Here is a 24,158-nt window from a genome sequence, read left to right as displayed (position 1 = left end):
TGCAACCTTTTTGATCCCAGAAGCGTCTATCTCTATAGCCAAAAACCAACCTCGTTTATGAAAAAAATTACTATGCTTTTATTTTTCTTCTTTACTGCAGTTTTATCTGCACAAATAAGAGGAACTGTTACCGACAACAATGGACTCACGCTTCCTGCAGTATCCATATTTATCGAAAATACGTACAACGGAACATCTTCAAACGACCAAGGGAGTTATGAACTCAATGTAAAAACGACCGGAACTTACACGATAATATTTCAATATTTAGGATACAAGACGTTAAAGAAAACCGTAACAATCTCGTCATTTCCACACGAATTAAATGTTAAATTAGCAGAGGAAAATATTGATTTAGCCGAAGTGGTTATCAACAAGAAGGACAATCCAGCCGATCGTGTTATTCGAAAAGCAATTGCCGCACGAAAAGACAATTCAGACCGGACGGCTCGCTTTAAAGCCGATTTCTATTCAAGAGGAATTTTCAAATTAAAAGATGCTCCTAAAAAAATATTTGGTCAAGAAATTGGCGATATGGATGGTTCTCTAGATTCTACAGGAACGGGAATTATTTACCTTTCAGAGACGATTTCAAAAATCATGTATGAGAAACCCAACAATTTCAAGGAACGAATTATTGCCTCTAAAATCAGCGGAAACGACAATGGTTACAGTTACAATTCGGCTCGTGGAAGTGCTTTTGATTTTTACAACAATACCGTTTCTTTGGGTGCCAAAATGATTTCACCTATCGCTGACAATGCGTTTAGCTATTATAAATATGTTTTAGAAGGTACTTTTCAAGACGAAAACAATCAAATGATTAATAAAATCAAGTTGGTTCCAAAACGTGATGCCGAACCTGTTTTTGAAGGCTACATTTATATTGCCGAAGACAGTTGGGCCATTTACGGAGTCGATGTTGACATCAAAGGTTATCGTGCGAAACAAGAATTCATGAACACCATGAATTTAAAACAAAATTTCAGCTACAATACTAAAACTCACATTTGGTCTAAAAACAGTCAATCTTTAGAGTTCAATGCTGGTGCTTTTGGAATTACATTTTTGGGGAAATTCACGCATGTTTTTACTAATTATGAATTTCCGGATGAATTTTCAAAAAAGACATTCACCAATGAAATTCTGAGTTTTGAAGACAATGCCAATAAAAAAGACAGTACTTTTTGGAATACTGCAAGACCTGTGCCTTTGACAATGGAGGAAAATAAGGATTACATCAAAAAAGACAGTTTACAAATTTTACGAAAATCAGACAAGTACCTGGATTCTATTGATGCGAAACACAACAAGTTTAAAATTTTAGATCTTGCCACCGGATACAGTTATAGAAATTCAAAGAAAAACTATACCTTATCGTACGATGGTTTGATTGACTTCACATCCCTGAGTTACAATACCGTTCAAGGTTATAATTTGAACAGTGGTTTTTCTTATACCAAATTTAATGAAGAAAACGGCAAATACACTCGAATTAAATCGACCTTTAATTATGGGTTTGCTGAAGAGCGGCTTCGCGTTATGGGGAATTTTACGCACCGATTCAATACACAAAATTACGCCACTTTAACTGTATCTGGAGGAACAACCGTAAGTCAGTTTAATGAAACTGAACCCATTTCTAAATTAGTAAATTCTGTGAGTACGCTCTTTTTCAAAAATAACTTTATGAAGTTGTACAATAAGGAATTTGCTAGAATTGCATTTGGTCGAGACGTGGCAAATGGCGTTTATCTTTCGGCGGCAGTTGCATATGAACAACGGAAAAACTTGTTTAATAACACGGATTTTGTCATCATAAAAAACAATGACGCATTCACTTCTAATAATCCGTTGGCTCCAAATGATTACACCACACCCGCTTTTGAAACGCATCATTTAACGAAAGCTAGCATTGGAACCGTAATTAATTTTGGTCAAAAATACATCTCTAGACCTGATAGCAAATTGAAGGTTCGAAATTCGAAATATCCAACTTTATTTTTCAATGTTGAAAAAGCATTTGCTGCAACCGATAAAAATTATGCGTACGAACAAATTTCAGGTCGCGTGTTTTACAGCAAAGTTTTAGGCAATAAAGGAAGTTTTGCAACCAATATTAAGGGAGGAAAATTCTTTAATGCAGAAAATATCTCTTTTATAGATTACCAACATTTTAATGGAAATCAAACACATGTTGGAACTGGCTTTAGTTACTTAAACGTATTTAACCTTATGCCTTACTATACAAACAGTACAAACGATTCGTATTTTGAACTGCATGCTGAACATAATTTTGAAGGATTTATAATGAATAAAATTCCGCTTCTCAACAAACTGAATACCACATTAATTGTAGGATTTCACAATCTTTCGACTCCAGATCGCAAACCGTATCAGGAATTCAGCGTTGGTTTAGACCGATTGGGTTTTGGAAAATTTAAAATATTTAGATTTGATTATGTGCGTTCGTACCAAAACGGTTATCAAGGAGATGGCGTCGTTTTTGGATTGAAATTCCTAGACGTATTGAATTAAAAAGGTCACAAACAAGCACAAAAAAGACCGAAGTCATTTATTTGAACTTCGGTTTTTTTTATTTTGAATATACGGGAATTAATCCTCTCTTACTATTTTAGCTCCTAAAGCTCTCAATCGTTCGTCAATACGCTCGTATCCACGATCAATTTGTTCGCTGTTTTGAATGGTACTCGTTCCTTTTGCAGAAAGTGCAGCAATCAACAAGGAAATTCCCGCTCGAATATCTGGTGAAGACATTGTCGTTGCTTTCAATTGTGATTGGAAATTATGTCCCATTACCACGGCACGATGCGGGTCACAAAGCAAAATTTTCGCACCCATATCAATTAATTTATCTACAAAAAACAAACGGCTTTCAAACATTTTTTGGTGAATCAACAAATCGCCTTTTGCTTGAGTAGCAACTACTAATACGATACTCAATAAGTCAGGTGTAAAACCAGGCCAAGGAGCATCAGCTACCGTAAGAATTGAACCATCAATATCGGTTTTTATTTGGTATCCGTCTTTGTGTTCTGGAATATAAATGTCGTCTCCGCGTTTTTCTAAGGTAATCCCTAATTTTCTGAATGTGGATGGAATCAATCCTAAATTTTCCCAACTCACATCCTTAATAGTAATTTCGCTACGAGTCATGGCGGCAAGACCAATCCACGAACCAATTTCAATCATGTCCGGCAAGATTCGGTGTGTACAACCATTTAAACTTGTCACGCCTTCAATTGTCAATAAGTTGGAACCAACGCCGGTAATTTTAGCACCCATGGAATTCAACATCTTACATAATTGTTGCAAATACGGTTCACATGCTGCATTGTAAATGGTTGTAATTCCTTTTGCTAAAACAGCGGTCATTACAATGTTTGCCGTTCCGGTTACTGACGCTTCGTCCAGCAACATGTCTGCTCCTTTTAATCCTTCTTCCGTTTGTTCCACTCCGTAAAAGTGGTCTTCGCGGTTGTATCTGAATTTGGCACCTAAGTTGATGAAGCCTTCAAAATGCGTATCTAAACGTCGTCTACCAATTTTGTCTCCACCTGGTTTTGGAATGTATCCTTTTCCAAATCGAGCTAAAAGAGGACCAACAATCATAATGGAACCTCTCAAAGAACCGCCTTCTTTTTTAAATGCTTCGGTTTCTAAATAGTCAATATTCACTTCATCAGCTTGAAATGTAATAGATCCTTTTCCGTTTCGTTGAATTTTAACGCCTAAATGTTCTAATATTGCGATCAATTTATTGACGTCAATAATATCTGGAATATTATTAATCGTTACTTTTTCAGGTGTTAAAAGTACGGCACACAAAATTTGTAATGCTTCATTTTTAGCTCCTTGTGGAATCACTTCTCCTTTAAGACGAATGCCGCCTTCTATTTTAAAAACTCCCATTTATAAAATTATTTTCTTAAAAACAGCTGCACAATTTCTAGAAATTGCTTTTGCTATTGTGGTTTTCTATTTTGATTTTTATGAACTGGATTCGTCGGTTTGCCTTTTTTCATAATCTTAGGCTTTTGCGAAGTCGTTGCTGAAATTTTATTGGAACTTCGCTGATTCGTTCGTAACAAATCATTTGTATTGAGCAACTCTTCCGAACTTTCTACTAAATTGATTTTTCCATCAGACAATTCATACAGGTGTTCAAAAATAACGTCGTCTTTCACGGTGTCTTTGTTCCAACTCAAGTACGATTTCTTCATGTGATTGGCAATCACTTTTATCAACGCACTTTTTAAATCTCCGTCTTCCCATTTATTGGCAACATCAATCATGTATTTGATGTTGTTTCCATAAAAACGGTATTTCGGGAAAGCCTGTGGATATTCTAATTTATCCGGCTTCATTTGCAGTACTTCTCGCGAAAGTATAGGATAAGGAGAATCTACGTCTAATTTAAAATCAGACATTACAAACAACTGGTCCCAAAGTTTGTGTTGGAAGTCAAGCACATCGCGTAAATGAGGATTTAAATTTCCCATTACTTGGATGATGTACTTGGCCATTTTATTTCGTTCGTCACGGTTTTCTACGGCAACGGCTTGGTTGATCAACTTTTGCAAGTGTCTTCCGTATTCCGGAATCATCAAATGCGGACGTTCAGAATTGTATTCTAAATTAAACACCACATCGTTTGCAGATTCCTTACTGTATTTCTTTTCCTTTATCATTATAGTGAAATTATGCCTTCAATTCCTGAAACTTGTATGTATTTTTCGATAACAGCTTCTGGACTTTTCATCCGTACATTGACCGAAACACTTGTGTATTTTCCTGTTTTGGATTGATGTGTTTTGATTACGGCACCCATATCATTGAATGCATTTTCAATTTCATTAATCTTATTTAGTTCTGAAGGAACGATAAATTTATAAAGATATTCTGAAGGCCAAAGTGAAGTATTACTTAATTCTTCCTTCAAACGTACGTAAAATTCTTCTGTTTTTTTATCCATCTTAAATTTTGAAAATAGAGAACAAATATACGTCAAAAGATATAGAATTTAAAGTTTTTTATCAAGGCTTTAAGGTATTTTAACGCCAGAAAAATTGTTTTGAACACCTGTTTAAACGGATCTAAAACAATTTAACTATAAAAACCGTGAAAGGAATTCAAAATACTTTCGTTATCTAAAAATGTTTGAGTAAATTTGCCCCTTATTTCAAAAAAATGCAAAAGGAAATAATTGTAATTATTGGCGGACCTGGCACAGGAAAAACGACCATTATCGAAGGCTTACTTAACCAAGGATATTGTTGTTACCCTGAAATTTCGCGCGAAGTTACGATGGAGGCGAAAAAACAAGGCATCGAGCAATTGTTCCTGGAAAACCCATTACTTTTTAGCGAGTTACTTTTAGAAGGTAGAAAAAAGCAGTTCCAAAATGCTTGTGATGAAACCGAATCCATCGTTTTTTTAGACCGTGGCATTCCTGATGTTTTGGCTTACATGCATTATATTGGCGACAGTTATCCTCCACATTTTGATGCCTGTTGTAAAGAACACAAGTACACTAAAATTTTCATTCTTCCGCCTTGGGAAGAAATTTACATCAGCGATGATGCACGTTATGAAAATTACGAGCAAGCCAAATTAATTTACGACCACTTGAAGGAAACGTATCAAAAATACGGATATGATTTGATTGAAGTGCCGAAAGGTTCCTTAAGCGACCGCATTACTTTTATACTGGAAAATGTAAATCAGTCGGTTTCCAACTAAGAAATCAGCTGCGGAAATAGGCACGAAATTGCTAAAAATGTAGTACTTTAGTTAAAATAATTTCCGCAACGAAACGCTATGAACGACGCTCTTCAACTGCTCAAAAAGTATTGGAATCACGATAATTTTAGAGGTTTACAAGCTGAAATTATTGAAAATGTGTTGGCTCAAAAAGACACATTCGCTCAATTGCCAACCGGTGGTGGAAAATCAATTTGCTACCAAATACCTGCACTTCTGCAAGACGGGCTTACGCTAGTTGTCTCGCCTTTAGTTTCATTGATAAAAGACCAAGTCGAAAATTTACAAACCAAAGGAATCAAAGCAATTGGATTGACGGGAGGGATTTCGGCGGATGAAGTAAGTAATTTGCTGGACAATTGTCAATATGGAAATTATAAATTATTATACCTTTCTCCTGAACGGTTGCAGTCAGATTGGATTTTAGAGCGTCTTAAAAGTTTGCCTATTAATTTGATTGCGGTTGATGAAGCACATTGTATCTCGCAATGGGGAAATGATTTTCGACCGGCTTATTTGAAAATTACAAATCTCAAAACACATTTTCCAAAAACACCTGTTTTGGCTTTAACTGCTTCAGCGACTCCTCAAGTGAAGCAAGACATCATTTCCATTTTAAAATTGGAAGCCGTTACGCTTTTTGAAAAATCCTTTGACCGCGACAATATCGCTTATATGGTTTTTGAAGTAGAAGACAAGTTGCATCGGATGGTTCAAATTTTAAAGAAAAACCCTGAACCTTCGATCATCTATGTGAGAAACCGAAAATCTTGTGTCGAAATCTCTAGACAATTGCAGCAATCTGGAATTCCTGCCACTTATTATCACGGCGGATTGTCTACTATTGAAAAAAACAAAAACATGACGCTTTGGACTTCTGAAAAAGTGCAAGTCATTGTGGCCACAAATGCTTTTGGAATGGGAATTGACAAAGGAAATGTAAAAACCGTGATTCACATTCAACTTCCCGATTCGATGGAAAGCTACTACCAGGAAGCGGGTCGTTGTGGCCGAAATGGTCAGAAAGCATTTGCCGTTTTACTCAATAGTCCTTCTGATTATTTACAAGCCGAAGGGCAGTTTTTAGCGGTTTTACCGGACAAGGAATTTTTGACGAAAGTCTACAAAAAGCTCAACTCGTTTTTCAGGATCGGTTACGGCGAAGGAATTGACGACAGTTACACCTTCAACCTGAATGTGTTTTGCAGTCAATATCAGTTGCCCACTTTGAAGACATTCAATGCCATTCAATTTCTAGATCGTCAAGGTATCGTGACACTTTCACAAGAATTTTCACAAAAAATCACAGTGCAATTCTTGATTCCTTCTAAAGAAGTGATTCGCTACATGAGTTTGAACAGCCATCAAGAAGAAGTAATTCTGACCATGTTACGAACGTATCCGGGAATTTACGAAATTCCGGCTGTTATGAATGTTGTTTTGATTGCTAAAAAAGCACAAACGACGCAAGAAGTGGTATTAGGTATTTTAGCACAATTGCATAAAAAAGAAATCATTTCTTATACAGCAAATGGAAGCGACAGCACAATTATTTTTAATGAAGTCAGAGAGGACGAACGAACGATCAATCGGGTTTCTAAATTTTTAGTTGTGCAAAATGAATTAAAAACGAAGCAATTGCATTCTGTTTTAAAATACGTTTCGACTAAAAACGAGTGTAAATCAAAATTGATCTTGAGGTATTTTGGCGAAGATAAAAAGGAAAATTGCGGGATTTGTTCGTATTGCATCACGTTGAAAAAACAACAACCAAAAGCCATTTCAACTACTAATCTGATCATAACAGCATTATCAGACGCCACCTTAGACTCAAGAAGTTTAGAAAAAGTGACCCGTCAACCTTCAAATCAAGTTATCTTTGCGTTACAAGAATTATTAGAACATAACGTGGTAGAAATTCTGCCCAACAATCACTATCGATTAAAAAAATAATGGAGAAATTACGAATTGTATTTATGGGAACGCCTGATTTTGCCGTAGGAATTCTCGACAGTATTTTAAAAAACAACTATGAAGTTGTAGGTGTTATAACTGCAGCTGATAAACCGGCAGGTCGCGGTCAGAAGATAAAATATTCTGCTGTAAAGGAATATGCCGTCTCCCATAATTTGAATTTACTACAACCCACAAATTTAAAAGACGAACAATTTATTTCTGAATTAAAAGCACTAAAAGCTAATTTACAAGTAGTTGTCGCTTTTAGAATGTTACCGAAAGTAGTTTGGGAAATGCCTGAATTTGGCACTTTTAATTTACATGCGTCGTTACTTCCGGATTATCGTGGAGCAGCTCCCATAAATTGGGCCATCATCAACGGAGATAAAAAAACGGGTGTTACTACTTTTTTTATCGACGACAAAATTGACACGGGTGCGATGATTTTGAGTAAAGAAATTGCGATTGAACCAACTGAAAATGCGGGAAGTTTGCACGACCGACTTATGGTTTTAGGTAGCGAAACTGTTGTTGAAACGCTTTCTTTAATTGAAAGTAGACATGTTGTGACTACCATTCAACAGGATTCTCATGTATTAAAAACAGCCAATAAACTAAATAAGGAGAATTGCAAAATAAATTGGGATGCTTCCGGCGAATCTATTTATAATTTGATTCGGGGATTATCGCCTTATCCTGCCTCTTATTTTATGCTTCACGACCGCGGGAAGGAGCTTAATGTAAAAGTATATGATGCAAAATGGGAACAAGAACCGCACGATTTAAAAATAGGTTCAGTCGTTACCGATAAAAATGCAATGAAAGTGGCGGTAGAAAATGGTTACATTTCACTTTTAGAATTGCAATTGCCTGGAAAGAAAAAAATGACTTGCAAAGAGATTTTGAATGGAACCACTTTTTCAAGCGAGGCGACCGCTTGCTAGGCGTTATAAACAGTGATTTGAGCTGAATTTTTAAAAAAGCAATAAAGTTTATCAACAATTTAGCAAAGTTATTAACAATCAAGATAAAAAAACTTCAAATATGTTGTGTAGTAATGAATTCCTACTAAATTTGTTATGCAACATAAATATTTAACCAACAATTAATCACTATTATTATGAACAAATCAGAATTAATCGATGCAATGGCAGCTGACGCTGGAATTACAAAAGCAGCAGCTAAATTAGCATTAGAATCATTTTTAGGAAATATCGGTACTACATTAAAAGGTGGTGGACGCGTTTCTTTAGTAGGTTTTGGATCTTGGTCAGTTTCTAACAGAGCTGCAAGAGACGGAAGAAACCCACAAACAGGTGCTACAATTAAAATTGCTGCAAAAAACGTTGTAAAGTTTAAAGCAGGTGCAGATTTAGAAGGTAGTGTAAACTAATCACTTACCTTTATATAAATTAAAGTCTTCCCTTGTGAAGGCTTTTTTTTGTGCAAAAAAGTTGATTTTATTTGGATTTTTAATCTTTTTATGATTAAATTTAATAAAACTTCAGATAAATGATATCAGATAAACTAAAAAAAGGGCACTTACTTATCGCGGAACCTTCCACTTTGGGAGACGCTTCATTTAACCGGTCTGTCGTTTTATTAGCAGATCACGATGAAAATGGTTCCGTAGGTTTTATTATCAATAAACCGTTAAAGTACACCATTCACGATTTAATTCCTGAGATTGATGCCAACTTCAAAATTTACAACGGCGGTCCTGTGGAGCAAGATAATTTGTACTTCATACATAATATTCCTGACCTGATTCCCAATAGCATTGAAATTTCTAATGGAATTTATTGGGGCGGTGATTTTGAATCTACACGTGATTTGATCAACGCGGGAAAAATTCACAAGAATAATATCCGGTTTTTCTTAGGTTACTCGGGATGGGAAGCGCATCAACTAGAAAATGAAATGACCACAAACTCGTGGATTATTTCAAGAAACAGTCATGAGAATAAAATATTGGGAAAATCGACTACCCATTTTTGGAAAGAGAAGATACTGGAACTTGGTGGTGACTATTTAATTTGGTCCAATGCACCTGACAATCCAGCGCTAAACTAGAATGAATTTTTCATTTAATTCTTGAATTAAACTTGTTGAAAATGCCGTGTCAAAATCTTTTTTGCGGTATTTGGTGATGGGTTGAATACCTGCAATTACATTTGTTACAAACAATTCATCTGCTTTTTGCAAATCAAAGGGCGAAATTGGTTCTTCTGACAGTTCAATTTCCATCTTCTTTGCTAAAGTCAACACTTGCTTTCTCATAATTCCGTTCAAGCAACCTTCGCTCACTGGTGGCGTAGTTAACTTTCCGTCTTTCAACATGAATAAATTGCCATTTAAAGCTTCTATAACATTCTTAGAGTCATTTAACAGCAAACAATTTTGCAAATCATTTTCATCAGCAAAGATACTTCCTACGATCTGAACTGCTTTATTTGTTGATTTTATAGACGACAACAACTGTTTGGTAACGTAAAAGTCTTTAAACAAATCTACTTCGTATCGCGCTGTATTCACCAGATACTCTTTTGATTTCAATTCCGACGATTGTAGTAAATAGCTTATGTTATTCGTTGTAGGCAAATAAAAACCGCCGCTGTTTCGAAAGACGGTCATTCGAACTCGAGCAGAATTTTGAACTTCATTTGCGTCAACAAGTTCTTGGATTTGCTGTTCAATAAATTCCATTGTAAAATTCATTGGAATTTCCATCCGGAGGATTCGCATGGATGACATCAATCGGAAATAATGGTCTTCTAGAAATAAGATCCGATTGTCTACGATTTTAAATGTTTCAAAAACGCCGTCTCCAAATAAGAATCCGCGATTTTCTGCTAACGAATTTGCAGTAGATTCAACTAATGTTCCATTAAAATTTACCATAAAAAAACCCTGAATTAAAATTCAGGGCAAATATACCTTTTATAATAATTTATACCGAACCAATCACGTGTTTTAAATCGGAAATTTGGTTTTCCCAAAGTAACGAAGCTTCTTCAACCTCATCTTCTGCAGCATAGTCAATTACCATTAACGAAACGTCTTTTGTAATTTCATCTTCGAGTATTCTCAATTCAAAATAATAATCCGTATCGTTATTGTCTTCGTCTATCCAACGAAATTTTATTTTCTCACCGCTTTTTTTAGAGGTCATCCTCGCCTTTTCCTCTGAATCGTTCCATATAAATGTAAAAAATTCCCCTCTAGAGTTCACGTTGTCTGCAAACCATTCCGATAATCCAGATGGCGTTGAAATGTACTGATAGAGTAATGATGGCGATGAATTAATTGGAAATTCGAGTTCGTATTTTATTTTAGATTCCATAAGTGAAAAATAGTAAAGCTTGAATAATTTTTTTTGGAAATATATACAATATAAAGACAATAAAAAAGCATTTATAAAAATAAAATATTTTAGCACATTTTATTTGCTACATTGTAATTAATCTTTATATTTGCACCCGCATTCAAGGATGCAACAACCGCATACTTTGGCGAGGTAGCTCAGTCGGTTAGAGCGCAGGATTCATAACCCTGAGGTCACGGGTTCAACTCCCGTCTTCGCTACTTTTTAACTTATTGACAGTAAACGGTTTAGACTATCTAAACCGTTTTTTTATGTCTTCTATTTTGAGTGCCTTACATCAAATGAATGCTTTAGTATACGATTCAGTATACGGTTTTGGATTTAATTTGCAGTATATTGCAGATTATTTAGGACAACATTCAATAATTAATCCGATGTATAAACGTGACTTTTCAATCCCAAAAATCTACAGTGGTGGTCTTGAAATTACCAATTGGGATAGTTATACTTTTGATCAACAGCAAGAAGCCTTAAAAAAAGATTGGTACATTTATTATAGTTTCCGAAATCCTACCACTGCATTACTTAAGAGACAAAATCCAATAAAAGGAATTGCAAATTCTTATAAATCTAAAAAAGACCGTTTTGCTTATCTTACTGTAATGCGGACTAACCTTGAAAAACTTTTGATGCAAGGTGCAAATCCTTATCAGAAAAATGATTTCAGTTATTTAGATGGTAAATTAAATAATAAACCTCTTGTTGACAAGGTAAAATCTAAAAAAGTTGCAGTTGTGCTACCTAAAGTGGAATTCAATAATAATGCACCCGTAATTGAAAATAAATCTATTGTAGAAAAACCAGTTGAAGTAGAAATTTCAATTAAAGAAGCATTTGAAATTGTGCTGAAATTAAAGAAGAACATGATGAACGAAACTTCCTATCAAAATTTCCAAGGAAGAATTAATAAGTTTAAAAACGCTTTACCTGACATCAATAAACCAATCACTTCAATTACTAAGCTAGATGTTGTAAAGTATCTGAATGAAATATTAGAACGAACCAGTCCACGGAACAGAAATAACAATAGAACAGATTTAAGTTCTTTCTTTAAAGAACTTGAAAATAACGAGTTTATCCCAGACAATTTTGTTGCAAAAATTCCAATTTTAAAAGCAATTCCCGAACGCAATAAAACGTTTTCTGATGCATTACAGAAAGATATTTATGACTACTTAGAGATAGAAGACAAAACACTTCTACTTTTCATTAAATTTATTTCTTATGGTTATTTAAGACCTATAGAAATTTGTCGATTAAAAATTAAAGACATTGACCTTGTAGAAAATAGACTGCACGTTCGTGCGAAAAATCAACCTGTTAAGATTAAGATTATTCCCGAAATTCTTCTTAAAGAATTACCTGACTTATCAGTAATGAATCCCGACCATTATTTATTTACACCAAATGGCTACGCAATGGAATGCGAAACAAAGGAAAACAACCGAAGAGATTATTTCTCCAAACGTTTTAACGAGGTCGTAAAAAAGAAATTCGAATTAAATAAGGATTATACCTTGTATAGTTTTAGACATACTTACATCACAAGATTGTACAGAAAATTGAGAGAAACCCATACACCACAAGTTGCCAAAAGTATGTTGATGCTCATTACAGGTCATGCCACCATTTCGGCTCTTGAAAAATACCTACGTGATATTGATGCCGAACTACCCGAGGACTTCTCTTCATATCTTGAATAAAATCATATAAGAATTTAAGTGTTTTACTTTGCATCATCATTTTTGAACTTGCATACCTATTAATATACGTTGCAAAATTAGCTTGCAATAGTCTATAAAACTGCAATGCAACGTTGCAACTCCATATTTTACTAGCAGAAAGGATTCACTTGGCGTATGCAACGGGACGTTTATAAATGACAAACAGACTGTTGAGTTTCATGCAACGAAGTGTTTGAAAAGGTGCAATTAGCATTCATAGTGCATTGCAAATAGATTAAAATTGATGAGATGTATTGTCAAAAACAGCATCTAAACAGTGAATTGATCTAGCATAAATATGGTGTATTATTGCATTAATGTTTAATAGTTTACTACATTTAGCACTTAATATGAAGCAGAATTAACGCATTACATGATGAAAGAAACCAAAAAAGTATTGGAATTTAAAGCTAAAACTAATGAATCGAATAGCGCTATAATTAAGATAGCTTATGATTTTTTCGGATTGAGTGAACTGCAAGTAGAAATTATTGAGAATAGTTAATGTGAGATTATAATGGACGAGATAGTAGAAATTTCTGATCAGTTATGTAGCGTTGTGGCTCATCGCTTTCCTTTTTTTGTGCCAAAACAATTGATTAATGAAGTTAAAACACTAGACATTCTTAAAACTCGACAGATAAAAGTTAACGCTGATTTCAAAGAAAAATTTTTAGACAAGATGCTTATCGTAAATAGCGATTTGTCAATTAACCATTTAAGTTCTGCTCGTTCAGTTACGGAATATAATATTACTAGGGCGAGAAATTTGGAGCGGAACTGTTTTCGTTTAGTAGAACTTAAAGACACTTTAAATCCTAGTAGTTATCAATTTATACTAAAAAGATATATACAGTTTGTAGTAACGTTTGATTGGGTATGTAGTGTTTTAATAGACATTTATAAAGATAACAAGCCTATTTTGTCATTCAATCCGACATCCACATTTGAGCAACAAAGGATTATTTTACAAAATCATCTGAATGATTTGCAAAATGTAGTCAGTATAGACGGAAGTACTCTGAATTTTGAAGAAGTGATTGATGATTTGGTAAACCACTTCATTAAAAATCCAGAAATCTTACTCGCCATAAAAGTAAGAAATGATCAAAAAAGTGATATACCTTCTATTGCTAAAAAATCAAAAAAAATAAATTTTCCTAAAATCAAAAAACAAGTTCTAACTGATGAAGAGGCGATAAAATTCTTGACAACAGTAGTTTTCAAGGATATAAATTCGAAGAAATAAGTAAAATTTTTTGATCTACACTGAGTACTCTACAAAGGTCGTCTTCCAAGTTCTAATAAAGAGGATTTACTAGAACCTTTTTAAATCACATTTACCAAAGAGATAAAATATCAGAATTTACTTTATTTGCAAATAATTCTTCTTGATACGGTAATGCATAATTACCAATCTTGTCATGATTTAACCACTGCACTTCGTCCTCCGGTTTTAAAATAATAGGCATTCTCCTTTTGATATTATGTATCTTAGACATTAATTCATTTGCTTCTGTAGTTACAATAGAATAAGTATTTTTAACTTCTCCTGTTACGTCATTTACCCACTGGGAATATATACCTGAAAATGCAAACAAGTCATTGTTGGCAATTCCAATTTCATATTTAGTTTTATTCTTTCCTTTTGTATCGTGCCACTGCCACTCATAAAAACCGTTTGCAATAACCAAACACCTTTTATCAATAAAGTTTCTAAAAGATGGTTTTACATCTAAAGTCTCCATTCGTGCGTTTAATGCCATTTTTCTTATACTTTCATCCTTTGCCCAACTTGGAATTAAACCCCAGTTGAAATGCAAAATTTCTCTCGGATTTTCATCAGTAATAACAGGAGTTTTAGGAAAGTCGAAACCATTAATGGAATTTTGAGGTTCAAATAGGTTTTTGTCGCGAATTTTGGCATTAAATCTCCTTTCAATTTGTTTCGCTAGTTTGGATTGGATGGTGTGGAAACACATAAGTTGTACAAATTTTAAATTCTTACAATTTCTAAATGGATTGTACTATTTTATGAACTTACAGATACATAGCACGCAATAATTGTAAACTAGTTAATTAATTAGAGGCAGTAACAAAAAGCAATCCAATTCTATTTTGAGATGTGTAGTATCGGATTTATGATTATTTAAAATTTTTACCGATTAGAATGATATTGTCAGATTTTACGCTGCTTCCCCTCACTTATTTCAAATTTTCTCATACCTAAATTATTATCGATTAATATAATCTCTGGGCGTCCAAGCATCACTCCCATCGTTACAGCACATCCTACAAAATATTCTTTGCCTTTTTCGACATTTATTCTAATGTTTTCAGTGGTTTCTAATGAACCGTAAAAGACGCGCCCGTTAAACTTTGTGTTCTGTAAAGTATATTAGAGCATATTCACCATCCAAAGGTATCCTGGATTTGTTTTTTAATTCTAATTTTTCGTGAAATGGAGCTAGAGCTTATGACTCGCTATTCTCATACATCTTTGCTCTAGTACGATAACAACTGCTTCCCAATGCGATTGGTTCTTTCACTTAAATGATTTGCAGTATATTGGCCCCTGAATTTTTCGCTGCTGTCTTTGCGTATGCTAAAACTTTATTATATCCGCAATTCAAGGTAAATCCTGAATCGCCAATTTTCAAATCCTCTATTAAGTTTGAATTTAGAGGCAAAATATCATATTTCTGTAAGACAATTATTTTAATGTCTTCTTCCAATTTTTAAAACTAGTATTTATAAATTATGTTCTTACGCTTGTTGCACAACTAGTCAACATAATTACTAGGAGAAATACTAACAGTCTGTTCATTGATTTTATTTGATTTTAATATTTTTTTTCAAATTTTAAGTCACTAATAACAACTAAATGTAAATTGATCATTTTATTAATTGTCGTAAATATATGTAAAAGTGCTGTTTAATTTTCCATACTTATTAAAGTTCAAAAATTAATTTTCACATCAAAAAATTATATATTCTAGCGATTGAGTCGCGGTAAGATCTATTGAATCTTTTATTACTTACCAAAAAATGTATATTGAATATTAAAATAATTTATCTCAACTAAACATTAAAAAGTATCTTCTTTGTTAAATTTAAAAAAGGTTCGATGTTAAACGGCGAACCTTTTTTATATAAATTATAAATTTTTAAAATGCATTTTCTCGCCCCAAAATCAATATTTCCCTAATTGTTCAATAAAATTTACTACAAGATCACTTTCATTCGTTAGTAGACGAGAATCCGAATTTGACTTTGCACTATTCAACAACTGTAATGTTTAGTGGAATTAATATTTAAATCCATTTCTCAGCATACTGATTTTACAGCATAGTAAGTTTTAATAATCAAATATTTAATGATTGATTATTACAAAAATTTTATAATACTGTATTTTTTTCGATTGATAGTTTAATTTACAATCGAAGAATTACGGTAGTTAATAATTCTTTTTGTCAGTATATTTTACCTAACCTAAAGAGAGATATATTGTCAAACAAATTGAAAATAAAGAAAGTGAATAAAAGAAAAATGCGTTTAACACTTTGTAGTTATCTTCCGTTAAAGCGATAAGAAGCTTTCTAGAAGTAAAAACCATCAGTACAACTTCGACAATTAGTAAAATGATAGTTATTAAATGCATTTTATAATGCTATTATTATAAATTCACTTCTGCGATTCATTTGGTGTTGCACTTCACTGCATTCAATTCCATCACTGCAATTGTTCACTAACTCGGTTTCACCAAATCCTTTAGCTGTCATTCGACTACTGTTAATTCCGTCTTTGATTAACCATTTAAGAGTCGCTTTTGCTCTACGTTCAGAAAGCGACGCATTATATTGATGCGTTTGTCTGCTGTCGGTATGCGAACGGATTGCAATCTTCATCGTAGGATTCTGTTTCAAGACATCAGCAATTTTTGCAAGATCAGCTGCCGCATCTGGACGAATATTAGATTTATCAAGGTCAAAATAGATTAATTCGATGTGGAATACTTTTGCTAAATCATCTCCCACTTTTACCTGCGTAATTATTGATTCTAGCTGAAATGATAAAATGTTTTTCGCCGATTCGCTAGAAATTTGAAACTGTTTTTCTTCAGTATTATAATTTTCTTTTTCAGCTCTCACGTAATGCTGTGCACCAGCCACAACATCAAAAGAATATGCGCCTTCTTCATCGCTAAAAGTTGTTTCCACAAATTTCATATTTTCATCAAATAAGGTAACTTTTGATTGGTTAAGCACCAAGCCACTTTTAAGGTCAGTTATTATGCCTGAAAGTATTTGTTCCTGATTCAATTGTACAACTTCAGTGAATTTATAAATGTCATCATAACCCATTCCTCCTTCTCTATTTGAAGTAAAGAACCCGGTGTTTGTCTTGGTGTCAAATAAGTATGCAAAGTCGTCAGTTGGTCCGTTTATAGGAGTGCCGATATTTGTAACTTCTCGAAAACCTTTATCATCCATTTCAGCCATAAAAACATCTAAACCTCCTAAACCAGGATGGCCGTCAGAGGAAAAATAAAGCGTATTATCCGAGGAAATGAATGGAAAAGTTTCCTTTCCCTCCGTATTAATTTTATTTCCTAAATTTTCAGGAGTTCCAAATGTTCCATCTTGATGAATCGCCACCTTGTACAAATCAGATTGACCAACTGAACCTGGCATATCGGATACGAAATATAACGTTTTTTCATCCGGACTTAAAGCAGGATGTGCAGCGCTGTATTCATTACTATTAAAAGGAAGTTCAACAACATCTGTAAATCCACCCTCTTTATAAGTTGCTTTATAAAGTTTTAACAAAGTAACTTTTTTACTGTCTTTTTTTCTCTTTCCATCCAAATAATTATTCCTTGTAAAATACATCGTTAATCCGTCACTTGTAAATACAGGAGTAGCCTCATTAAATTTTGAATCTATCACTTTGGAGAAAAGTCGAGGTTCTTGAAAAGTACTATCGCTATTAATCGCAGAAGCGTATAAACTAGTAAATGCCTGATTCGTCCATTGCTGCATTTTTTGATTCTTACCAATTACTTTTCTAGAACTTGCAAAAATTATCTGATTGTCATAAAAGGAAGTACCGTAATCTGACTCTGCCGAATTAATGTTTAAAATTTCAACGATATACTTTCCTGAATAATCTTCAATTGTACTTAAGTACTCTTTATTTTTTTCATACAATTTAGCTCGTAAATCATTACCACTTTTAGTGTTGAATAGGTCAAGCATTTTATTTGCTTCTCCGTATTTGCCAACTGATTTTAACGAATGAGAGTACCTAAAATAATATTCTGGCTCCACTTCTTTCGTCATTTCGAAAAGGGCAGTGTACCATTTATTTGCTTTGTCCAGCTCAGCATTAAAATAATAGGCATTACCAAGCTTCTTAAACATTTCAGCATCCTTAAAACCTTTTTCTGCAACCCTTTCATAGGTTTTGATTGCGTCTATGTAGGCATAGTTTTCATAATCCTTATCTGCTTTACTAATCTTTGATATTTGCGCATGCAGATTTATGGAGTAGATTCCAAATAGTAATATAAATAAGGAATTAATTTTTATAGTTTTCATATTAAAAGAATCTTGGTGAAATAATCTTGTCATAATTTTTGAATAATTCGAATCGTAGAAATATTTCATGCGAACCTGAATTATAATTGGCTAATTTCGTGTTTTCAGCATCATACGAATATCCGACAAGTAATCGGTCTGTAATCTGAAACCCTACCATTGCACTGAACGCCGCACTCCATCGGTAGGCTGCACCAAGCGTCAACTTCTCACTAAATAGAAAATTAGCAGAAAAATCAGCTTGAAGAGGTGCTTGCTGTACCGCTTTTACCAAAACCGAAGGTTTGAATTTGATGTTTGGGGTTAAATCAAAAACATATCCACCGATAAGGTAATAGTGCATCTTTTCCGTAGAAGCAGAATTTTTAGCTCCATCAAAATGCTTTGTTTCTAAAAAGTTAGGAACCGAAAGTCCAATATATGATCGATCGGAATACCAAAAAATGCCTGCTCCAATATTTGGTGAAAAACGATTATCTATATTGTATTCTAATTGTGAATCGCCGGGCTGTTGTGTCAATTTTGTAAAGTCGACATTTAGCAAGTTAGCCGTTAGTTTCAAACCGAAAGCTAATTTATAGCGATCTGATGTAGGAACTGAATACGAAATGTCGGCTGAAATTGTGTTTTCGTCTGAAGGACCAATTCGGTCATTGACGAAGGAAACACCAATTCCTAAATCGCTGTTATTTATTGGACTGTGACCGGACACCGTACTTGTTGAGGGTGCTCCATCAAGTCCAACCCATTGAGTGCGGTGCATACCAAAAACGCTAAGCACTTCCCGTGATCCAGCATAAGCTGGATTAAAATTCACTGGATTATACATATACTGCGTAAACTGGGCATCTTGCTGTGAAAAACTTGCTAATGCTACAAGCAGAAACAAAACACAGAAAATGGACGATTTATTTTTATTATTTATTCTCATTTTTTCTTTTTTGATTTATTCGGCTTGCAGATAAAGATAACCAGACTGCTTCTTTGTATAAGGTTTAGCAACATCATCCTTTTCATAACTTAAAATATAAAAATACGTTCCGCTTGGCAACATTTCACTTCCATCAATAGTAGTTCTTCCATCTGAAAATCCTTTAAAAACGTTTCCGTTTGAATCGTAATTTTTGGTTCCAAAAACTTTTACACCCCACCTATTAAAAATTTCTACAGTATTATTTGGATAGTTATTGATGCATTCAATAAAGAAGTAATCATTTATACCATCTTGTTTTTTAGGTGTAAGTACATTAAAGATTTTAATACAAGACGTATCTAGGGCTTTCATTCTAGCCAGCGTAAAAACACCATAACCTTTAACTTCTACAGCAGTAGTTACTGTTTTACTACTTACATCGGCTACACCTCCTTCATCTACCCACCTGTCAGAATTCTCATCCCAGCGAACAATATGTATATCAGTCTCTGGTGAAGCAATTATATTGAGTGGAGTTGTCGTAATCTCATCCCAACTTAAGGTCAGTAAGATATCATTTTTACCATCTTCTTTTGTCAAAGTCCAATATTCCATATTATTAATCAATTCAATTTCAGGCTGCTTTTTCGAATGTGAATAAAGAACATCTGAATTATCAAAATAGTATTGCCCCGTAAATGTGGATAGAATATCTGCTGGTGCAGAAATTCCTGCAAAACGGTAAAGATTCTTATCGCCAATTGGATAAATAAAATCTGTATTACCAAATTTGATTACTGATCCATTCACGTGACTTAAATCAGAGGTATTAATATGGTTCGCATTACCACTAAATGAAATTTTCCCTCCGAAATTACGATTATCTAGAATTCCGTCGTAAAAATCTGCGACACCATTAAAATCGACTAAACCTGAAACCTTAAATGGAACTATGGTACTTGCATTATTAAAATAGGCGTTGTGAAGAAAACTAGTATTAGTACCGCTCAGTATCTGATTTGCTGAACCTATAAATCTCGTAATGCCTGTTTCATTATAAAAGTCTAAAATGCCGTCATTATTAAAATCACTATATATAAAAGCTTCTCCATCGTTATAAAACTTTCCTGTTCCTTGATTGTCAAGAGCTCCGATAGTTGAAAACTTTGTGTCTTCACTAATGTAAAGCATGCCTGTGTTACTAGTTTGAGCACTCAAGCTTTGAAAAGCCAGAAAGAGTAATGCGCTGCTATGTAAATAAATATTTTTCATTTTAGTTACGTTTTACTTTTTGATAGATGTTAGGGTTCGTAATCAGAAGGTTACGCCCTTTCAATGGAACAAAAGTGTGATTTGGTCTACTTGGGTCAAAGTTTGGACTTAACGGATCTAAAGGAGTTGGGTCTAAAGAAGTTTGTGGAGTTAAATCTGTATTCAGACTGTTTTTTCCTTTTACTGTAGCTAAATTATACAAACCTTTGTTTTTTATATCAATTTGCTTCAATGAATAGCTTATAGTAAAAATCCATTCTTCACTTAAATTTAAAATTCCATCACTATTAGTATCTCCAATTGGTAATGCAATGATTAGACCACCTAACATAGGGTCTTCCAACTGTATATCATAGATATCAATATCACCAATATTTTTTACTGTCAAGGTATACGTAACTGTCTCTCCTTGCTTTGAGAAACCATCACCATCCTCATCATTAAATACAGCATCTTTTTCTAAAATATATGGCGGCGTAAATAGAATCGAGGTTGACTTGATATTATTACAAATACCTCCTAAACCATTATTTTCACACTCATAAAAAGGATCTGTAGGTGGTACTACTGGATTTGGATTAGTAGCATCAGGATCCGTTACATCATTTGGTCTCATGATAGTTGCAGTAAATTCGTAGTTGTCAACGCTTATATTTGAATTAACAGTTAGAGTAATTGCATATTCCACTTCACAACCATTTGGCAATACTAATCTTGAAGAGTACGTTCGAGTAGCAGGATTATAACTCAGTCCTACATTTTCAGATCCGCACGAATTTCCGGTAAAAACGATGTTACTAGGATCAAAGCCGTCTGGAACTATAAAACTGAAAGGAACTTCATCTACATCACTCGGCCCATTATTTCTAGCTTTGATAGTAAAAGTAACTTCATTTCCAACTTCAGTTATATAAGTTCTACTTGGAGTAATGGAAGGAATTTCTAAATCTGCTATTTTAACAGTTACTACAGTTTCGAGCGTCTCCTCTTGACCTTTAATGAATGTCCATGTATCTATGGCTCTATTATCCCCAAATAGGGCTCCACTACCTGTACCACCAATGCCGTAAATATGTCCATTTACACTACTACTTATACCGGTACTTCCATTGAGGTGACTATTATTGATTGGATTTGGATTACTACCGTTAGTGGCGAGAGTAATATCTATATCATTCCAGTAAACAAGATCAGATTTTACAATTTCGTTTCCGTTGTTAATTAATTCAGTGTTATCCAATAATTGTACTTTTGTTCCCAATGTATTATATTCCATATCGATAAATGGAAAATGTACCTCTGCTCCTTGCAGTTGTACCGTAACTTTTGAAGGCACATCTCCTATAGGTAAGGAATTACCATCGCCACCTTTACCGTCCCATAAAATATTATTTAGTCCTGAAACCGATGAACCTTTAAGAATACGTGTTACAAATTTTTTAGGCATGTCTGTACTTTCAATTTTAATAGTGTATTGTCCTTGAGCACCAGCTTCAAAGTTGATATAACCTCCTTTATTACCTACCTGCCCTGGCGTACCATCTACTCCAACAATTTCAACTTGTGAAACGTCAGGCTCAATAACTGGATTCTTCAACCATGTCGTTCCGCCTGGAACTGCTCCAGTACCAGACGTTGGCAAATCAGATGAAGGTAAGGTGTAGAACAGCTTATGTGTAATATGTCTTTCAGTATCAGCACTATTTGGATTATGCGCTTGCGTTTTGAAATCAGATGATTTATTTAAACTTTTGTAGAGTGGCTCTTGCGTAGTAGCGTTAACAAATCCATCGTTGTTTGCATAGAAAGTATACCAAATTCCATTATTTCCATTGTTATCAACTTTATACGTAAAACCATCTTTTGTCAGTACATAAAAAATACCATCAAATCCAACGTTATAATTCGTATTTCCATTTGAAAGGTTTAAGACATTTGTATATACTCGACCTTTTACAAATCCACTATTTGTAGTATTGATAACAGAAACATCCCAAGCAAATATGCCCGAAAAGTTACCTCCAGGTTCAATCCAGTTTGCATTTGCAGCGAATTGATTTGTAGGACTACTGGTTCCTGTGGACACAAACTGTACACGATAAATTCCTGTTACAGTTACTGTATGATAGATTGGTAAATATTTGTCTCCACCAGCTGCCTCACCTACAAAACGAGGTCCCGCAAGTTCTGCTGCTCTATTATCTATTTTACCGTCTGTAACATTGTTAAAAAGTTCAGTTCCATTAGGAGCAAAAAGAATAATTTTTGAGTTCCCTCCACTCCCCTGCACACTAGAAGCTACTGTAATGATTTCTCCTACTTTAGCATACACATAATGCGTACCATGATTGGCAAATGGATAATTAGCATCCACACCTGTATGAGAACGTAAATATCCACGTACACCTGATTTTCCTGCAGGATACAAATCTTTCGAACCATCTGCCCAAGCATTTGCATTACTAAGTAGTACTACAAAAAATACGAAAATCGCGTATAGTTTTTTTTGCACTGTATTTTGTAAAATGTCATTCATTGTAATAGTATTTTCAAGTTTTGTACTGTAAAGAAATAAGTTTTGGCTTCTGAGCTTTTTTCCCAGAAGCACTAAACTTATTTATTATTTCACGACAAATACTATGTTCATATAAGATACATCAGTAGCTCCCGCTAAAATTGTGTAGGTAAGCTTTCCATCTGCACTAATACTTAAGTTGCTAAACACAGCTTGATCATAGTAAGAGATGTAGTAATACAATTCTCCACTTGCATATGTATCAATATCTGCAGGGGATCCTGCACTGCCGACCAATCCTCCAGTATAAGAGATTGAATATCCAGCTGCACCATGAGCAATACTTAATGCATTTCCTTCAAACTGATTTTTATATTCTAAATATAAATCTCTAATTATAGTAGTTGCAGGAGTGGATGTATCAAACACAACCGCTGGCATATAGAAGAAACGAGGTGTTGATTTTACCGTTTTCAGAATTCCTGTTCCAGGTTCCGCAACAATCATATTGTCTGTAGATGAACCAGTCTGTAAACCTGCAATTGCTAAAGTATTTGTCAAAGTAGTTGTAATTGTCGTCGGTTGGACTAAATCTCCTCCTAATTGAACGATATCACTAGTTATTGTAATACCATTATTTGTATTTACTTCTAAAGCTCCTGTTGTCGCATTTTGAACTAATCCATTTCCTGCCACATCAACATTTATTTTTGATGCAGTTACAGCATCATCCTTGATATTTGCCTTAACATCTTTTAGCAATGCCGTTGCTGGTGTACCAGATACAAATTCTAAATCATCTGATGTCAAAGCTCCTTCGGTTGTACTCACTACGTAAGGCGTAGCTATCGTACCATCTCCAGTAACAGTTGTATTTGTACCATCAGAAATTAAACCAATTCCTCCTTGTGATCCGTCAGCACCATCAGTTCCGTCAGCACCAGGAGCACCTGCCGCACCACGTAAATCTCCAGTAGCAGAAGTTGTTCCGTCTGTATAAGTAATA

19 protein-coding genes, 1 tRNA gene and 1 pseudogene are annotated in these 24,158 nt (G+C 34.3%); 9 read left to right on the top strand and 12 right to left on the bottom strand.

Annotated elements, in window-relative coordinates:
• The first annotated feature begins 57 nt into the window (after positions 1 to 57).
• Entirely contained in the window at positions 58 to 2,538 is a 2,481-nt protein-coding gene (locus YWA_RS0114270; protein WP_022829198.1) for a DUF5686 and carboxypeptidase regulatory-like domain-containing protein, read from the top strand.
• Between the two features lie 78 nt (positions 2,539 to 2,616).
• Here the strand turns inward: YWA_RS0114270 and murA are convergent, their stop codons facing one another.
• From murA to YWA_RS0114255, 3 genes are read right to left on the bottom strand one after another with little or no spacing between them, the layout of a single operon-like run.
• Complete coding sequence (gene murA, locus YWA_RS0114265) at positions 2,617 to 3,933, bottom strand: UDP-N-acetylglucosamine 1-carboxyvinyltransferase (RefSeq protein ID WP_022829197.1); 1,317 nt, start codon at positions 3,931 to 3,933, stop codon at positions 2,617 to 2,619.
• A 53-nt stretch (positions 3,934 to 3,986) separates the two neighbouring features.
• Positions 3,987 to 4,712 (bottom strand): DUF4290 domain-containing protein, encoded by a 726-nt coding sequence (locus YWA_RS15200; protein WP_022829196.1) that lies wholly within the window; start codon positions 4,710 to 4,712, stop codon positions 3,987 to 3,989.
• Positions 4,712 to 4,996: a DUF493 family protein gene (locus tag YWA_RS0114255; protein ID WP_022829195.1), complete on the bottom strand. Its 285-nt coding sequence runs from the start codon at positions 4,994 to 4,996 to the stop codon at positions 4,712 to 4,714. The genes YWA_RS15200 and YWA_RS0114255 overlap by 1 nt, the downstream gene beginning before the upstream one ends.
• 215 nt (positions 4,997 to 5,211) lie before the next feature.
• Between YWA_RS0114255 and YWA_RS0114250 the strand changes: the two genes are divergently transcribed.
• The 5 genes from YWA_RS0114250 to YWA_RS0114230 all read left to right on the top strand — a co-directional run bounded on the left by YWA_RS0114250 (position 5,212) and on the right by YWA_RS0114230 (position 9,813).
• On the top strand, positions 5,212 to 5,763 hold the full coding sequence (locus YWA_RS0114250) for an AAA family ATPase (RefSeq protein WP_022829194.1): 552 nt from the start codon (positions 5,212 to 5,214) through the stop codon (positions 5,761 to 5,763).
• 78 nt (positions 5,764 to 5,841) lie between these two features.
• Complete coding sequence (locus YWA_RS0114245; protein ID WP_022829193.1) at positions 5,842 to 7,737, top strand: RecQ family ATP-dependent DNA helicase; 1,896 nt, start codon at positions 5,842 to 5,844, stop codon at positions 7,735 to 7,737.
• The gene (fmt, locus tag YWA_RS0114240) at positions 7,737 to 8,684 is read left to right on the top strand and encodes a methionyl-tRNA formyltransferase (protein WP_022829192.1); all 948 of its coding nucleotides are present in this window, start codon (positions 7,737 to 7,739) and stop codon (positions 8,682 to 8,684) included. Before YWA_RS0114245 ends, fmt begins: the two co-directional genes overlap by 1 nt.
• 176 nt (positions 8,685 to 8,860) lie before the next feature.
• Positions 8,861 to 9,133, top strand: coding sequence for an HU family DNA-binding protein (locus YWA_RS0114235; RefSeq protein ID WP_022829191.1), 273 nt, complete (start codon positions 8,861 to 8,863; stop codon positions 9,131 to 9,133).
• 119 nt (positions 9,134 to 9,252) lie between these two features.
• Positions 9,253 to 9,813: a YqgE/AlgH family protein gene (locus YWA_RS0114230; protein WP_022829190.1), complete on the top strand. Its 561-nt coding sequence runs from the start codon at positions 9,253 to 9,255 to the stop codon at positions 9,811 to 9,813.
• On the opposite strand, the gene YWA_RS0114225 is transcribed toward YWA_RS0114230, so the two are convergent.
• Both YWA_RS0114225 and YWA_RS0114220 read right to left on the bottom strand, forming a co-directional pair.
• Positions 9,805 to 10,641: an aminotransferase class IV gene (locus YWA_RS0114225; RefSeq protein ID WP_022829189.1), complete on the bottom strand. Its 837-nt coding sequence runs from the start codon at positions 10,639 to 10,641 to the stop codon at positions 9,805 to 9,807. The two genes, YWA_RS0114230 and YWA_RS0114225, sit on opposite strands and share 9 nt — an antisense overlap.
• Positions 10,642 to 10,690: 49 nt before the next feature.
• Entirely contained in the window at positions 10,691 to 11,083 is a 393-nt protein-coding gene (locus tag YWA_RS0114220; protein ID WP_022829188.1) for an START-like domain-containing protein, read from the bottom strand.
• A 168-nt stretch (positions 11,084 to 11,251) separates the two neighbouring features.
• On the opposite strand from YWA_RS0114220, the gene YWA_RS0114215 reads away from it, so the two are divergent.
• The 3 genes from YWA_RS0114215 (at position 11,252) to YWA_RS0114200 (ending at position 14,098) form a co-directional block, all read left to right on the top strand.
• A tRNA-Met gene (locus YWA_RS0114215) sits at positions 11,252 to 11,325 on the top strand.
• A gap of 51 nt (positions 11,326 to 11,376) precedes the next feature.
• On the top strand, positions 11,377 to 12,828 hold the full coding sequence (locus YWA_RS0114210; protein WP_026718831.1) for a tyrosine-type recombinase/integrase: 1,452 nt from the start codon (positions 11,377 to 11,379) through the stop codon (positions 12,826 to 12,828).
• A gap of 538 nt (positions 12,829 to 13,366) precedes the next feature.
• Entirely contained in the window at positions 13,367 to 14,098 is a 732-nt protein-coding gene (locus tag YWA_RS0114200; RefSeq protein ID WP_022829185.1) for a hypothetical protein, read from the top strand.
• A gap of 91 nt (positions 14,099 to 14,189) precedes the next feature.
• Here the strand turns inward: YWA_RS0114200 and YWA_RS0114195 are convergent, their stop codons facing one another.
• The 7 genes and pseudogenes from YWA_RS0114195 to YWA_RS15780 form a co-directional block, all read right to left on the bottom strand.
• Positions 14,190 to 14,831: an SOS response-associated peptidase gene (locus YWA_RS0114195; protein WP_022829184.1), complete on the bottom strand. Its 642-nt coding sequence runs from the start codon at positions 14,829 to 14,831 to the stop codon at positions 14,190 to 14,192.
• Positions 14,832 to 15,398: 567 nt separating this feature from the next.
• Positions 15,399 to 15,584, bottom strand: a complete 186-nt coding sequence (locus YWA_RS0114185; protein WP_022829182.1) for a hypothetical protein — start codon at positions 15,582 to 15,584, stop codon at positions 15,399 to 15,401.
• Between the two features lie 927 nt (positions 15,585 to 16,511).
• Entirely contained in the window at positions 16,512 to 18,485 is a 1,974-nt protein-coding gene (locus YWA_RS0114180; protein WP_245557725.1) for an OmpA family protein, read from the bottom strand.
• Complete coding sequence (locus tag YWA_RS0114175; RefSeq protein WP_022829180.1) at positions 18,454 to 19,383, bottom strand: PorP/SprF family type IX secretion system membrane protein; 930 nt, start codon at positions 19,381 to 19,383, stop codon at positions 18,454 to 18,456. Before YWA_RS0114175 ends, YWA_RS0114180 begins: the two co-directional genes overlap by 32 nt.
• 15 nt (positions 19,384 to 19,398) lie before the next feature.
• Positions 19,399 to 20,556 (bottom strand): gliding motility-associated C-terminal domain-containing protein, encoded by a 1,158-nt coding sequence (locus YWA_RS0114170; RefSeq protein ID WP_245557724.1) that lies wholly within the window; start codon positions 20,554 to 20,556, stop codon positions 19,399 to 19,401.
• An 82-nt stretch (positions 20,557 to 20,638) separates the two neighbouring features.
• Positions 20,639 to 22,927: a DUF7507 domain-containing protein gene (locus YWA_RS15195; RefSeq protein ID WP_169627268.1), complete on the bottom strand. Its 2,289-nt coding sequence runs from the start codon at positions 22,925 to 22,927 to the stop codon at positions 20,639 to 20,641.
• 330 nt (positions 22,928 to 23,257) lie between these two features.
• A pseudogene (locus YWA_RS15780) lies at positions 23,258 to 24,158 on the bottom strand (hypothetical protein); the annotation flags it as partial.

Origin of the sequence: Flavobacterium antarcticum DSM 19726, from assembly GCF_000419685.1 — a bacterium.
Taxonomy (GTDB): domain Bacteria; phylum Bacteroidota; class Bacteroidia; order Flavobacteriales; family Flavobacteriaceae; genus Flavobacterium; species Flavobacterium antarcticum.
The sequence above is the reverse complement of the archived record's forward strand: the minus strand, read 5'-3'. Positions and strand labels throughout refer to the sequence as shown.

What these genes read in the sequence shown, in the direction of transcription:
- YWA_RS0114270 (WP_022829198.1), top strand. Translation starts at nt 58, where the DNA reads ATGAAAAAAATTACTATGCTTTTATTTTTCTTCTTTACTGCAGTTTTA.
- murA (WP_022829197.1), bottom strand. Translation starts at nt 3,933, where the DNA reads ATGGGAGTTTTTAAAATAGAAGGCGGCATTCGTCTTAAAGGAGAAGTG.
- YWA_RS15200 (WP_022829196.1), bottom strand. Translation starts at nt 4,712, where the DNA reads ATGATAAAGGAAAAGAAATACAGTAAGGAATCTGCAAACGATGTGGTG.
- YWA_RS0114255 (WP_022829195.1), bottom strand. Translation starts at nt 4,996, where the DNA reads ATGGATAAAAAAACAGAAGAATTTTACGTACGTTTGAAGGAAGAATTA.
- YWA_RS0114250 (WP_022829194.1), top strand. Translation starts at nt 5,212, where the DNA reads ATGCAAAAGGAAATAATTGTAATTATTGGCGGACCTGGCACAGGAAAA.
- YWA_RS0114245 (WP_022829193.1), top strand. Translation starts at nt 5,842, where the DNA reads ATGAACGACGCTCTTCAACTGCTCAAAAAGTATTGGAATCACGATAAT.
- fmt (WP_022829192.1), top strand. Translation starts at nt 7,737, where the DNA reads ATGGAGAAATTACGAATTGTATTTATGGGAACGCCTGATTTTGCCGTA.
- YWA_RS0114235 (WP_022829191.1), top strand. Translation starts at nt 8,861, where the DNA reads ATGAACAAATCAGAATTAATCGATGCAATGGCAGCTGACGCTGGAATT.
- YWA_RS0114230 (WP_022829190.1), top strand. Translation starts at nt 9,253, where the DNA reads ATGATATCAGATAAACTAAAAAAAGGGCACTTACTTATCGCGGAACCT.
- YWA_RS0114225 (WP_022829189.1), bottom strand. Translation starts at nt 10,641, where the DNA reads ATGGTAAATTTTAATGGAACATTAGTTGAATCTACTGCAAATTCGTTA.
- YWA_RS0114220 (WP_022829188.1), bottom strand. Translation starts at nt 11,083, where the DNA reads ATGGAATCTAAAATAAAATACGAACTCGAATTTCCAATTAATTCATCG.
- YWA_RS0114210 (WP_026718831.1), top strand. Translation starts at nt 11,377, where the DNA reads ATGTCTTCTATTTTGAGTGCCTTACATCAAATGAATGCTTTAGTATAC.
- YWA_RS0114200 (WP_022829185.1), top strand. Translation starts at nt 13,367, where the DNA reads ATGGACGAGATAGTAGAAATTTCTGATCAGTTATGTAGCGTTGTGGCT.
- YWA_RS0114195 (WP_022829184.1), bottom strand. Translation starts at nt 14,831, where the DNA reads ATGTGTTTCCACACCATCCAATCCAAACTAGCGAAACAAATTGAAAGG.
- YWA_RS0114180 (WP_245557725.1), bottom strand. Translation starts at nt 18,485, where the DNA reads ATGACAAGATTATTTCACCAAGATTCTTTTAATATGAAAACTATAAAA.
- YWA_RS0114175 (WP_022829180.1), bottom strand. Translation starts at nt 19,383, where the DNA reads ATGAGAATAAATAATAAAAATAAATCGTCCATTTTCTGTGTTTTGTTT.
- YWA_RS0114170 (WP_245557724.1), bottom strand. Translation starts at nt 20,556, where the DNA reads ATGCTTTACATTAGTGAAGACACAAAGTTTTCAACTATCGGAGCTCTT.